The sequence below is a fragment of the Streptosporangium sp. NPDC049248 genome (assembly GCF_040678965.1).
Classification (GTDB): Bacteria; Actinomycetota; Actinomycetes; order Streptosporangiales; family Streptosporangiaceae; genus Streptosporangium; species Streptosporangium fukuiense.
The window spans coordinates 26,708-38,644 of sequence record NZ_JBFAQY010000004.1 but is presented as its reverse complement, the minus strand read 5'-3'; the positions used below and the strand labels follow the sequence as shown (position 1 = coordinate 38,644).

The following is an 11,937-nucleotide window of genomic DNA, read 5'->3' as shown; positions in this document are numbered from 1 at the left end:
GGAAATAGGCCGGCGAGCCGTCCGGGGCAAGACTAGGGGCGGACCGTCGGATAAAGCAATATGAACGCCGGCGTCCCGGTCCGCGACATTCCGTGACCGGGATTCGACGGAGCGTGTTTAATTCTGGAAATGCGCCTTTCCGCTCCACGCCGCGTTTTCCCGAATGTAATTCCGGACGACGGGAGAAAACGGTGCCGGGCCGTCGCCGTTCAGCTCAGGCCCGGTGCGTCATATCAGGCGGGCACTCTCGTGCAGACGATGTTGTTGAGTTTGAACTGGGCTGGAATGTCGTTCGTCCCGGTGGCGGTCGCCGAGAAGCCGAAGCTCTGACTGGAGCCGGGGCCGACGTAGGAGTTGTGGCCGGCGTCACGGACGGTCACCTGGGTGCCGGTCTGGGTCACCGTGGCGTTCCAGGCGGTCGTGATCTGCTGGTTGCCCGGCCAGGTCCACGTCAAGGTCCAGCCGTCGATGGCGGTCGTGCCGGTGTTCCTGATGGTCACGCTGCCGTTGAAGGCGCCGTTCCAGACGCCGGTGGAGTAGGTGACCTCGCAGGAGGTGCCCATCTTGAGCCCGCCGCGCAGGAAGGTCGCGAAGTTGGCCCAGGTGGGGTTCAACGTGCCGGTGCCGACGGTCTCGGCGCAGTTGGAGGTGGTGCGGACGGTCTGCATGCCGTACTGGGCGGGGTCCATGATCTGGGGCACCATGTGATCCGCCCCGGGTACCGAGACGAACGTGGCGTTGCCGCACTGAGCCTTGATCCTGTTGTAGAGCAGGACGCTCTGCCCGTGCGGTACCAGGAAGTCGGCCTGGCCGTGCAGGAACATCAGCGGCGGGTCGTTGCTGTCGACGTAGGTCATCGGATTGGCCTGGGCCACCTGGGCCGGGCAGGTCTGGATCGGGCAGCCGACCAGGAGGGATTCCGGGGAGGCGGGAGAGTTGTGGTCAAGCCCGCCGGTCGGCAGGTTCTGTGCGTTCATCTGCAGGAAGTCGGTCGGGCTGTAGAAGGCGAGTCCTGTCTGCACGGCGCTGGAGACGCCGGTCGTGCCGACGGTGCCCTCCAGTGCCGCCACGCCGCCGGACAGGGTGGCCATCTCCGTCAGCCAGCCGCCCGAGGAGTCGCCCATGATCGCGAAGCGGTTGGGGTCGATCTGGTACGTGGCGGCGTTCGCGCGCAGCCAGCGGATGGCCGCCTTGATGTCGTGCACCTGGGCCGGGAAGATCGCCTGAGCGCTGGACCGGACGCTGACGCCGGCCACGGCGAAGCCCAGCGGGTTGAAGATGTTCGCGATCGCGTCCGTGCCGGCCTTGCCGTCGTCGCTCGTCCACGCCGAGCCGGTGTGCCAGATCAGCAGCGGCCGGGGCGTGATGCCGGTGGACGGCAGGTAGAGGTCCAGTAGATGTCCCCTGCTGCCGGCCGGTTGTGCGGGCGCGTAAGCGATATCGGTGATCACCTGCGTGGCGTGAGCCGGCGGCGCGGAAGCAGCTGACACACCGACGGTGGCCAGCACGGTCATCGCCATGCCGACAATCATGGCCCTGCAGATTCGAGCTTGCATGGTGCGACTCCGGTTGGTCGGATGATCGCCGCTTCCCCGGTGACCGTCCGTGTCTTCTCCTGTGCCGGGGCAGCCACGATCAGCACGCCGACCGTAGCGCATGCGAGAACAACGTCCTGCTCGAGTGTCGCGGCTTACATCGATATGGGCGGGGAGACGATATGACAGGTAAGTGACGATGGTCAAAGTTTTCTGCACATCGTGCCAACCGAACAGGAAGAGCGGTATAAATCGTACTTTATAGATCACATAGTACGAAGACAGTCCAGATCATCCATGGCATGCACAGGCGGTCGGATACCCGCCCACGAGGTCTTTCAAGGCCGCCACGTCTGGAATTGGACAGCGGCTGGAACCCCGAGAACAGGCGACCCGGGAAGAGACGCCGGCTTTACCGGCGGTAAACATCCGTGAAACATGTGCCGCCCGCGACAACGCCGATGAAAGTTTCAGCGCCTTCCCGCGCTGATTCGAACGTGACAATCGTCATGGCGCGCGGTGAGTGATAATGTCCACCGTCATGATCACCCCAGTCACAGGAGGACGAATGCGAAAGGTACGCGCTGTTCTCGTCTCGGCCGTCATGGTTCTCGGCGTGTCATTGACGATCGGCGCCACCCCGGCGCACGCCGAGAGGCTGGCCGGCGTCTTCAAGGACCACTCGGAGTGCGAGCGGATCGGAACCTCCGGCATCACCCAGGGCTGGTGGGACGGCTATTCATGCGTGTGGGAGGGCGACTACCGCTATTACTTCCTCTACGCGTGACCCCGTGAGACGCACGCGTCCCCGGCTCTGCGGGATCGAACCGGGGGCGCGAGCCCGTGACCCACGGGTCGCGGCTTCAAGCCCCACCCGCCCTGCTGAGCCGATCAGGTGTTGTGGGCGCCGGTGGGGTTGAGTGCGGATGTTCTTCTGGTGAGAAGATCGGGGGTGCTCCGAATAGCGAACGCAGTACTCACAAGATCACCGGAACCGCTGCACGCACTTGCGCTGAAGCACCGTGAACTGCTGAAGTTCGTGGTGGTGGGTGGAACAGCGTTCTTAGTGGACAACACGGTGTTCTACGGGCTGAAGCTGACCATTTTGGAACCGAAGCCGGTGACCGCGAAGATCATCGCGGTGCTGGTGGCGACGATCGTGTCCTACGTGTTGAACCGCGAATGGTCGTTCCGGACCAGGGGCGGCCGCGAGCGCCGTCACGAGGCGGCGCTGTTCTTCCTGGTCAGTGGCGTCGGTCTGGTGCTCAGCTCCGCGCCGCTGTGGATCTCCCGGTACGTGTTTCGCCTGGAGACCCCGGATGTGAGCCTGGTGACCCAGGAGATCGCCGACTTCATGAGTGCGCAGATCATCGGCACGCTGATCGCCATGGTCTTCCGCTTCTGGGCGCTCCGGAAGTGGGTCTTCCCCGACGAGAAGGTCCAGTCCGGCAGCGTGCGGCTGGCTCCCACTCCCGATTCCACGGATGAGGCGGCTTGATGGCGGCGAATGTTTCGGCATTTGGGCTGCTTCATGCCGCTGCTGCGCCCCACGAGCCCGGCCCCGCGGATGACCGCCGAAGATCATGATCAGCTGCACTTGCTCACGGAATCGCGGATCCTGCATGTTCGACGATCGCCTGGCGGTGTTCCTCCACTACGCCGGCAGCGGCCTGGGAAAAGCGAAGGTGACCTCTACCGATCCAGGCGACATGGCGTGGTGCAAGAGCGCTTTCGAGACCGTCTGGAAGTTCGCGATCCCGCACATTGAGTACACGCCGACTTAGCCCCGCCCAGTGTCAATGGCCAAGGGCGTGTGGTTCTGGTGCTTGTTGTGTGGAGTCGTAACGGAGCGTCGACTGGGTGAGATGGTGCGGTCGCGAGGGGGGCGGTTCGGCCGGACGAGTGGCCTGGATCAGGCATCGCAACCGCGGCCGGTCACCGCACGCGGGGTCCGGTGTGTCCGACGATCGCCAGGATGACCGTGTCCCACACCTGGTACGGCGGCATCTGGTGGCCCACGCCGGGCAGCGGGACCAGCGATGTATCGGGGATCTCGCGGGCCAGGGCCTCGGCGTGGCCGTAGGGGAAGAGCGGGTCCTCAGTGCCGTGCAGGACCAGGGTCGGTGCGGTGATCTCGCCGAGGCGGGGGCGGATCGGCTCGCCGCCCTCGATCATCCAGTGGTTCGACGCGGCGGCCGGGACCGGGCTGCGGTCAAACGCGCGCCCGGCGGTGCGGCGTACACGGTCCTCGTCGACCGGGATCGTGCCGGAGAAGGCGTGCTCGGCGGCGAGGAAGTACGCGATGACCGCGTCGCGGTCGGACCAGTCGGGGCCGGAGGCCGGCTCCTCGAACATCTTGGCCAACGCCTCGCTCATCGGCGGCAGGTCAGGATTGTCCGGACCACCGGGTCCGCCGGGGCTGGTGGACATCAAGGTGAGCGACAGGACCCGTTCCGGGTACTCGATGCCGAGCAGCTGTGCGAGGCCCCCGCCCATCGAGATGCCCACGATGTGCGCTGCGGCCAGGTTGTACGCGTCGAGCACACCGACCGCGTCGGCGAGCAGGTCGTCTTGTGTGTACGTCGGCGCGCCGACCGGGAACGTCGTGGAGCGGCCGGTGTCGCGGGTGTCGTAGCGGATCACGTACCGGCCGGACGCGGCGAGCCGGGCGGTGAAGTCGTCGTCCCACCAGTCCATCGACGACTCCGCACCCGAGATGAGCAGGATCGCGGGGGCGGCCGGGTCGCCGAAGGCCTGTACGGCCAGGTCGACACCGTTGGCGTGCACTGTCTTTTGCGGTGTGGCCTGGGACGGGCTCGTGGCCTGCCGGCTGTCGTGCATGGTGTGCCTCCTGGGTCGGGGCCGAGTGCGCCTCGTCGTGACTCTACTTCGATAATCGAAGTAGATGCTACTGTTTTCATAGTTAAAGTTGACCGTCTACGGACGAGGTGGCGATGGCGAACGTGAAGACCCCCGAGAAGGCCGGTGAGAAGTCCGGGAAGCGGACGTATGGACAGGCGTGCCCCATCGCCCACGCGCTCGACATGATCGGCGAGCGCTGGGCGCTGCTGGTGGTGCGCGAACTGCGCCTCGGGCCACGCCGCTACGCTGATCTGCAGGCCGCCCTGCCCGGACTCGGCCCCAGCGTGCTCGCACAGCGGCTGCGTGATCTCGAGGCAGTCGGCGTACTGCGCAGGCGTACGCTGCCACCGCCTGCGGCCAGCAGGACGTACGAACTCACCGAATGGGGCACCGAGTTGGAGCCGGTGTTCGCGGCGCTTCGGACCTGGGGCATGCGCTCACCGGTCGTGCCGCTGACCGGAGGGATCAGCGCCGACACCGTACTGCTCGGCTTGCGGGCCTTCTTCGTGCCGCAGTTGGACGCGCCGTGGACCGCGACGTATCGGATCGCCCTGGAACGCGACGTCTACCGCGTCGAGATCGTCGACGGCGAACTGGCCACCGTCGCGCGCGACCAGGGTCCTGCCCCCGCGGACGTATACCTCGAGAGCGACCACCTCACGCTGCAGTCCGTACTGAGCCACGAACGCTCACTGGCCTCGGCAATCGATGACGGCGCGCTCACGGTGACCGGCGACCTCAAGGCAGTCAGGCGACTGATCGGCGCAGTCCCACCACGCTGACGGCGATCAGTGCACCCCAGGCCAGGAAAGGCGAACTCGGAGTCGCGGACATGGACGGTGCCGGCGCAGCGAGAAACCCCCGGGTGACCGTCAGCCGTATCGTGTGGTGCCTGCGCTGCAAGGCCTTGACGGCCGCCGCTCATTCAGCCTTCCTCGTCGTCTCCGCACCGACGGAGCGCTCGCTCGGCAATCCCGCTGGAAAGCCTGTCCGTCACCGATCTGGCCCGGTCGAAGGTCTCGTTACCGACGCGCCTGGCGGCATCGACGCCCGCTGTTCCTGTCTCGAACACCTTGTCCCGCACCTCCGTGGCCGCGTCCACCCATCGTCTCGCCTCCAATGACTGCCGACCGCGCTCGATCCCGAGCCGCCCTTGAAAGTCAACGACGGCGGTCGCGACCTGGTTGCTCGAATGCATCACGGTCCGGGACGTGGTCGGGTGCAGCAGCACTTTGGTGTTGGCCGTGTCGGCGGCCGCATCCATGCGGGCCATCAGATGGTCGGTGCTCCGTGAGATGAGTTCCAGCCGATGACAGCCAGGCCATCGCCGTCACTGATCAGCTGAATCTCGCTGTCCATCGTTGGCTCCTGGGGGCGGGCAGGGAGAGCCCTGCGATGGATGGGGACTCTGCGTAGCGCGCGGGCAGGCACGTCGGAGTCTTCCAGGATGGAGGTTCCCACGCTCGCCATCCGGAAAATCTCGACGTGCCCGACGCCACCCCTGGACTGATCATGTCGATCCCAACCACCTGCCCGCACCAAGCTCGGTTGACCGGCCTGGGTGAGGCTTGCCCTTGCTGCGGTGCGCCCAGGTGATCAAGATATAAGCTCCCCGGACGCGGGTCCGGACACGCAGTGCGGGGCGTCCTGCGAGATACCCCCTCCTTCGAGAGGCGACCATGCAGTCACCGAACTACCTGCACGACCTTCTGGTCTCGACCATCTTCACCGAGGGGCTGGATGCCGAGATGGACCTGTGGGCGCTGGGATTCAGTGCCATGTGGATCAAGGGCGCGGACCTCAACGCCCTCGCCCGAACCTTCCACCTGGACCTCGCCACCCGGACCCCGTGCTACCTGAGCGAGATCCTCGACCACGCCATCGACGACGAATCCCGCTGGGTGGCCGAGGTCAACGGCTGGATCGGCATCGTGCCGGCGCACGGCCACGGCGAGTTCCTGCGCTCCGTCACCGAAGGCGGCCGCCAGGCTCTCGGCCTCCTCATGGACATCAACGGCAACGCCTACTTCGACTACGCCCGCGACGGGCGCACGGTCGTCTCCTTCGACCCGCTCTCGCCCGAGAACTGGAAGCGGTCCGGCGACGACCCGCACGCGCTCGATCACCTGATGGACGGACTGCGCTTCCAGATCAGCGATGACGACGTCCTCGACAATCCCGTGGAGGATCCAGAGAGCATCAGCTCGGCCTTGGCGCTGATCGGGCGCATCACGGAAACCGACATCGCCACCGACTGGTTCCTGGCACAGCACTCACGCATCAGACCCACCTCCTGAGGGCTCGCGCCCGGGACAGGAGTGCACCGTTGGCTGGCCGTCGTGACCTGCTGGAGGCGGGAGAACAACTGACCGCACCAGTCAAGGAGGGGGCAGCCCAGGTAAGGGTTTCGGTCGGTGTCCGAGAGATCTCACTGCTTGCCATGAAGTCCGATTCCGCCGGAAATCGTCAGGAATTCAAGCGACACCCGCGTATAGGCTTATGAGGTGGTGCTTTCCGAGCTTCGACGTGAGATGGTGCTCGCCGCCATCACCGAGTTCGACCGGCTGGGCCGTGACACCTTTCTTGAGAAGTACGGCTACCGCCGGGCCATCGGCTACTTCCTCGTCCACGACGGCAAGCGGTATGACTCCAAGGCGATCGCCGGAGTCGCCTATCGGGGAGTCAGCGGCAGGCCGCTGCGTCCTGACGAGTTCTCCGGCGGGAACGCCACCGTTGCCCGGGTGCTCGGTGGCCTGGGCTTCGAGGTGACGAAACCGGGGTAAGCCGCCAAAGTGCCCTGATCGTCGCGAGGTTGCTCAGCGCCTACTTTCCCCCGGCGTTGACCACAAACCGAGTCGGGTCAGCCGTCGATGTCCGGTGAAGTTCAACGTGCCAGGGTGCCGCACTTAGCGGTCAGGGTGGGATGAGGCGGGCCTGTGATGCGATGTCAGTCTTCTGGAAGCGGTCGTACGCTGAAAGGGATGCTGGACAGCTCTTCGTCGTTCATGGTGAAGATCCACTTGTAGTGATGGCCTGGCTTCAAGGGCGGGGGCGGCACGTTCACCGTAAAGCTGGTTTGCAAGCCCGTCTTCTGTAGGATTTCATCGACTTCCGCCTGTGCTGCCTTGTCCAGGCCGACACTCCCACCGAACTGAATCGGCCTGTCCCCTTCCGGGGACGGTGCCTTGACTGATTTACCGTCCTCGTCGACCAGGTAAAGGTTGAATTCGTGCGGCGAACTTGCCTCATCCCAGGACAGCCGAAGGAAGACGGCAATCGTCATGGCTGGAACAACGGGACCGGTTACCGACCATCCTGCGCCAAGCATATGGATTTTTCCGGTGACCGAGTCGGGCTGAGCGGAATCGCATAGGAGAAGGAACGCCTGCACTATGCGCTCCTTCGATTAATATTGACGGCCATGATGCCTGTTGTGCCATTTTGCGCCGTTGTCGTCGATGTTTCTCCTCCGGCACCCTTCATGCGAACTATGAGCGAGGAAGGCGCCTGGGTCGCGGGCTCCTTGGCAGTGGTCACGCAGACCATGTGGCGAACTTCGGCTCCGATGGCAAGGGCGTACCGGCGAATCGTGGAAAGATGTGGATCTCCCCCGATGCGCTCGAAGTCGGAAACGGACGGCTGGCTGCGCCCCATGCGGCTCGCCACATCCGACTGAGAGAGGCCGAGTTGCTTGCGCGTCGTGACAAGAGCCTCGATCAGCTGCATGTCACGCTCGATGGCAGCGCTCTCCCGGCGCACGGCAGGGTCGTCTAGATCGATGCCCAGCAGATCGGCGATGTGCTGATCCATCATGACCTCCTCATATCGGGTTCACCTTATATCCTGCCTCGCCACTCGGCCAGCCGATCCCGAGCGACTTCCATGGCTCGGTCTTGAGCTCCAGAGCTTCCCTTCATGTGGAACTTGAGACCGAGAAGGATGTGTTCCCCTTGAGGGTTGACGGCGTAGTACAGGCGGTACTCGTTCCTCTCGTAGGTAAGCCGAGCCTCGTGTAGCCCTCTGCCCAGGTGCTTGGTGTCGCGTCGAAGCGTCGTGCCATCCGCGATGCGCCGCATGAGGTTCCCTAGCTCCAGCCTCGGCGGCTTGCCCTGCAAGACCTCGTGGATCTCCTTGCTGACCACATCAGATCCAGAAACCGTGGTATAGAACTGCCACGTTGACCTCGGCCTGTCCCGCACGCGTGCACCTTTGCCTGCGTTTGGCTATCGATAGTGAATGAACCTACATGGCTTGAAGTGCAATTGCTCCCCAACTTGGGGAGTCCACTTCGGTAGATGTGGATCGCGCGGCTGAGCTGCTAGGAGCTGAGGTCTGAATTGTGTCAAAAATCCGACAGTGAGGTGATTACTGGGTCGATCATAGGTTTTGGTGCGTTTAGGGCGGAGCTGGGAGTATGGCTAGAAAAGGTGGTGGAGTGACGTTCGAGGAAAAGGCCTTCGCCCTTGCGGTTGCTGGAGCAGGGCATGTCACCGACCTTGGAAGTCCTCGCCCAGATGAACACCTCCGGAGGAGATTGCCGGTGAGATCCCCGACCGAATGCTTCAGTTCTTCACGTCGGCAGGCCCATGAACATCTCTGACGACGCGTTCGAGGAGCTGTTGGCCGGCTTCGAGCGCAGCGCCGTTCACCTGGAGATGCGGGATGCCTACGGCACCGCGGTGGAACTGCCCTACATGGCCAGGTGGGCTGCTGGAGAACCGGATAACCTGGAGTGGCTGCAGGGCTGGTGTTCCACACTGCGCGAACACGTGAAAAGCGGCAGGACGGTACGAAGAGCGCGTATCGTGTCGGAGCCGCTGAGCGACTATCAGCGCTGGTCGTACAGCATCGCTCAGCCGATGGTGGAAGCCGGTGAGGACATCCGCTGGGTTCCTCGCCGTCTGGTCTCGTCGATCCCCCTGCCGGGCAACGACTTCTACCTGTTCGACGATCGCCTGACGGTGTTCCTCCACTACGCCGGCAACGGCCTGGGAAGAGCGAAGGTGACCTCTACCGATCCAGGCGACATAGCGCTGTGCAAGAGCGCTTTCGAGACCGTCTGGAAGTTCGCGATCCCGCACAGTGAGTACACGCCAACCTAGCCCCGCCCAGCGGGCCGCCGAAGCTCTCGGACAGCGCCTTCGTGAGATTCGTACGGGTGCCAACCTCACCGGCCGCGTCCTGGCGGCCGAAGCGGGTTGGCACTACACCAAGGTCAGCCGCCTGGAGCACGGCGGCAAGACCCCCACCGAGGAAGAGCTCCGGACCTGGTGCCGGATCTGCGACACCGAGGACCAGATCCCGGATCTGATCGCCACTCTTCGGTCGATCCACTCGATGTACCAGGAGTTCCGGCGTCAGACGCACGCCGGAATGAAGCGCCTGATGCAGGTACACGTCCCCCTGTACGAGCGAACTTCGCTGTTTCGGATCTATGAGCACAATGTGATCCCGGGCCTGTTCCAGACGGCCGACTACGCAGCCGCGATGCTCTCGTTCTGGATCTCGTTTCTCGGCACCCCGAACGACCTGGAAGCCTCCGTGATCGCCCGCATGGAGCGTCAGCGGGTCATCTACCAGGCGGGCAAACACTTCAGCGTGCTCATTGAGGAACAGTCCCTGCGGACCTGGTTCGGTACGGCCGAAGTGCAGGCCGGACAGCTTGACCGCCTGCTCACCGTCATGTCGTTGCCGACGGTCTCGATCGGCATCATCCCGATGATGATCGAGCGGCCCTGTGTGTCCTCCACCGGCTTCTGGATCTTCGATGACGAACTGGTGTGCCTGGAGACACCGACCGCGAACATCGAAGTCACCCGCCCTTCCGAGGTCAAGCTGTACTTGCGCATGTTCGGTCACCTCGCGAGCGTCGCCGTCTACGGGAAGGCCGCGCGCCAGATCATCACTTCGGTCGCCGAGGAACTACCCTCCACGAAATAGCGCAACATTCCGCAGCCAGTCCTCTTCGGTATCGCCGTCTAGCGCTTATGGGCGATCACCCGCTCGCTTGCTCCGGGAAACACCATAACCAGGATGTGCTGCGGCAGGTCCTGCGCCCAGACGGGCTCGCGGTAGTGCACTCGCACCCGGTAATGCCCTTTGCCGAGGAAGGCGAGATTGGATACGGTGCCCGGCCCTGACATCGGATTCACGATCACGAAGTCTCCCGTAGGGCTCTCATAGCCGATCTCGACCACCTTGTCCCAGGCCTTGACCTCGACGGGTGGCCGACGCCGGTAGGTCTCCGCGGTCAGGCAGATCTGGGACTCGGCGCTGGCGCCGATCACCAGGTGCCCCGGTGTGCTGCCCACCAGATCGTGACGCAGGGCGGGATCATCGTCCGAAGTGAGCTCATGATCCTCGAACGCCGCCAGACCGATCTCGGACCATAGGCGATCGCGGGCCACAGCGACGGGTGTGATCAGCGGCCGGTGTCTGGCCTCGTCACAGGCGACCTGGTTCGCCGCGTCCCACCGCTCGATCTCGGCCTCCTCGGCGGCGATCTCCATGTCCCACTGGCGCGCGGCCGCCGGGCAGATGGGCACGATCAGCGAGACGTCCACGCGGATGTTCGGATACGCCTCGCACTGCTTACGCCCGTAGGCGAGCAGGTGATGGTCGGGCATGGTGGGAAAGTAGAGGCGCGCGTTGCAGAGGAAGGGCAGCTCGCCCCGGAGCGACAGGGGCTCCTCGGACCCGCACGCGTCGCGGCCGGTGACGGGCCCGGACCCGAGGTCGGCGACGGGCAGGAAGCACAGCAGGCCGCTCACCGTCGCGGTCGCCGCCGCGCGCTGGAACCACCGGCTCCGGGCAAGCCTGCGCAGCCGGTGCCGGGGCATCCGCACCGCTGCCAGCGCGCAGAGCGCGGCCAGTGCAAGCGCGACATCGGCGATGAGGAAGGCCAGCACGCCGCGCAGGAAGCCCACCTCGTCCAGAGTCGTCCGGCAATACCGGTCGGCACCCAGCTCCAGGGCCAGGGTCAGGGCACCCGAGCCGTGGGTCAGCAGGGCGGCCACCATCGGCACTCGCGCGATCGTCCGCCCGACCGGCTCGCGCCCTCGCCTGACGCCTGCCCAGTGCGCCCCGAGGGCCAGAACCAGCGCGGAAACGGCCGCGTACCGCAGCGGCGTCCTCCACCGAAGCGTCGCCCACACGCCGGAATCGATCTCAAAGCCCGAACAGAACCCCACCAGGAGCGCGAGGTTCCCTCCCGGTCGGGTGACGACGCCCCACATCCCGGCGGTGGCCAGGACTACAGCGGCGGCCCACCATAAACGCGATCTTGCAGACACGAACCGTCAACCTATCGTGCTGTCAGGCGGACTGACAGAGAGGCCTTTCATCCTGAGTAGCGGCCCTCTTCAAGGGCTTGCAGGACGAGAATGGCCTGGACGATCGCGGTGGCGCGGCGCGGGCAGCAACGCGGCTTGGTCAAGACCTTCCAGGTCTTCAACGTGGCGACGGCTCGCTCACCGAGGGCGCGGATACGGGCGCGGGAGCGATTGATGTCCCTACTGAAGGAAGCCGCACTGACCAGCGG

15 protein-coding genes and 2 pseudogenes are annotated in these 11,937 nt (G+C 64.9%); 9 read left to right on the top strand and 8 right to left on the bottom strand.

Going from position 1 to position 11,937, the window contains the following annotated elements; translation table 11 throughout:
- Positions 1-233: 233 nt before the first annotated feature.
- Entirely contained in the window at positions 234-1,520 is a 1,287-nt protein-coding gene (locus AB0K21_RS09465; RefSeq protein ID WP_343964455.1) for a cellulose binding domain-containing protein, read from the bottom strand.
- A gap of 583 nt (positions 1,521-2,103) precedes the next feature.
- Between AB0K21_RS09465 and AB0K21_RS09460 the strand changes: the two genes are divergently transcribed.
- The 3 genes from AB0K21_RS09460 (at position 2,104) to AB0K21_RS09450 (ending at position 3,319) form a co-directional block, all read left to right on the top strand.
- Positions 2,104-2,322, top strand: a complete 219-nt coding sequence (locus tag AB0K21_RS09460) for a hypothetical protein (protein WP_343964457.1) — start codon at positions 2,104-2,106, stop codon at positions 2,320-2,322.
- A 108-nt stretch (positions 2,323-2,430) separates the two neighbouring features.
- Complete coding sequence (locus AB0K21_RS09455) at positions 2,431-3,033, top strand: GtrA family protein (RefSeq protein WP_343964459.1); 603 nt, start codon at positions 2,431-2,433, stop codon at positions 3,031-3,033.
- Positions 3,034-3,157: 124 nt separating this feature from the next.
- Positions 3,158-3,319, top strand: a complete 162-nt coding sequence (locus AB0K21_RS09450; RefSeq protein ID WP_343964461.1) for a DUF6879 family protein — start codon at positions 3,158-3,160, stop codon at positions 3,317-3,319.
- A gap of 151 nt (positions 3,320-3,470) precedes the next feature.
- Here the strand turns inward: AB0K21_RS09450 and AB0K21_RS09445 are convergent, their stop codons facing one another.
- A complete protein-coding gene (locus tag AB0K21_RS09445; protein ID WP_343964463.1) occupies positions 3,471-4,376 on the bottom strand; it encodes an alpha/beta hydrolase in 906 nt (301 codons plus the stop codon).
- Between the two features lie 113 nt (positions 4,377-4,489).
- On the opposite strand from AB0K21_RS09445, the gene AB0K21_RS09440 reads away from it, so the two are divergent.
- Positions 4,490-5,179 (top strand): winged helix-turn-helix transcriptional regulator, encoded by a 690-nt coding sequence (locus AB0K21_RS09440; RefSeq protein WP_343964465.1) that lies wholly within the window; start codon positions 4,490-4,492, stop codon positions 5,177-5,179.
- A 143-nt stretch (positions 5,180-5,322) separates the two neighbouring features.
- Here the strand turns inward: AB0K21_RS09440 and AB0K21_RS09435 are convergent, their stop codons facing one another.
- Positions 5,323-5,670, bottom strand: coding sequence for a hypothetical protein (locus tag AB0K21_RS09435; RefSeq protein ID WP_364149010.1), 348 nt, complete (start codon positions 5,668-5,670; stop codon positions 5,323-5,325).
- 406 nt (positions 5,671-6,076) lie between these two features.
- Between AB0K21_RS09435 and AB0K21_RS09430 the strand changes: the two genes are divergently transcribed.
- Together AB0K21_RS09430 and AB0K21_RS09425 are read left to right on the top strand one after the other, a co-directional pair.
- The gene (locus tag AB0K21_RS09430; RefSeq protein ID WP_364149008.1) at positions 6,077-6,694 is read left to right on the top strand and encodes a DUF6461 domain-containing protein; all 618 of its coding nucleotides are present in this window, start codon (positions 6,077-6,079) and stop codon (positions 6,692-6,694) included.
- A 207-nt stretch (positions 6,695-6,901) separates the two neighbouring features.
- Entirely contained in the window at positions 6,902-7,180 is a 279-nt protein-coding gene (locus AB0K21_RS09425) for a hypothetical protein (protein WP_364149006.1), read from the top strand.
- A 164-nt stretch (positions 7,181-7,344) separates the two neighbouring features.
- Here AB0K21_RS09425 and AB0K21_RS09420 read toward each other — a convergent pair whose 3' ends face one another.
- Genes AB0K21_RS09420 through AB0K21_RS09410 form a run of 3 tightly spaced genes read right to left on the bottom strand, consistent with a single transcriptional unit; the run spans position 7,345 to position 8,596 of the window.
- On the bottom strand, positions 7,345-7,788 hold the full coding sequence (locus AB0K21_RS09420) for a hypothetical protein (RefSeq protein WP_343964473.1): 444 nt from the start codon (positions 7,786-7,788) through the stop codon (positions 7,345-7,347).
- Positions 7,788-8,207, bottom strand: coding sequence for a helix-turn-helix transcriptional regulator (locus AB0K21_RS09415; RefSeq protein ID WP_343964475.1), 420 nt, complete (start codon positions 8,205-8,207; stop codon positions 7,788-7,790). The genes AB0K21_RS09420 and AB0K21_RS09415 overlap by 1 nt, the downstream gene beginning before the upstream one ends.
- Before the next feature lie 26 nt (positions 8,208-8,233).
- Positions 8,234-8,596 (bottom strand): hypothetical protein, encoded by a 363-nt coding sequence (locus tag AB0K21_RS09410; protein WP_364149004.1) that lies wholly within the window; start codon positions 8,594-8,596, stop codon positions 8,234-8,236.
- Positions 8,597-8,983: 387 nt separating this feature from the next.
- Here AB0K21_RS09410 and AB0K21_RS09405 point away from each other — a divergent pair, with 387 nt between their 5' ends.
- The 3 genes and pseudogenes from AB0K21_RS09405 to AB0K21_RS09395 all read left to right on the top strand — a co-directional run bounded on the left by AB0K21_RS09405 (position 8,984) and on the right by AB0K21_RS09395 (position 10,337).
- A complete protein-coding gene (locus tag AB0K21_RS09405) occupies positions 8,984-9,499 on the top strand; it encodes a DUF6879 family protein (RefSeq protein WP_364149002.1) in 516 nt (171 codons plus the stop codon).
- Positions 9,480-9,680 (top strand): annotated as a pseudogene (locus tag AB0K21_RS09400) (helix-turn-helix transcriptional regulator); the annotation flags it as partial. The gene AB0K21_RS09405 and the pseudogene AB0K21_RS09400, both read left to right, overlap by 20 nt.
- Positions 9,681-9,734: 54 nt before the next feature.
- The gene (locus AB0K21_RS09395) at positions 9,735-10,337 is read left to right on the top strand and encodes a DUF5753 domain-containing protein (RefSeq protein WP_364149405.1); all 603 of its coding nucleotides are present in this window, start codon (positions 9,735-9,737) and stop codon (positions 10,335-10,337) included.
- Between the two features lie 38 nt (positions 10,338-10,375).
- Here the strand turns inward: AB0K21_RS09395 and AB0K21_RS09390 are convergent, their stop codons facing one another.
- Positions 10,376-11,551, bottom strand: coding sequence for a hypothetical protein (locus AB0K21_RS09390; protein WP_364149000.1), 1,176 nt, complete (start codon positions 11,549-11,551; stop codon positions 10,376-10,378).
- 185 nt (positions 11,552-11,736) lie between these two features.
- Positions 11,737-11,910, bottom strand: a pseudogene (locus AB0K21_RS09385) (IS5/IS1182 family transposase); the annotation flags it as partial.
- Positions 11,911-11,937: the final 27 nt, after the last annotated feature.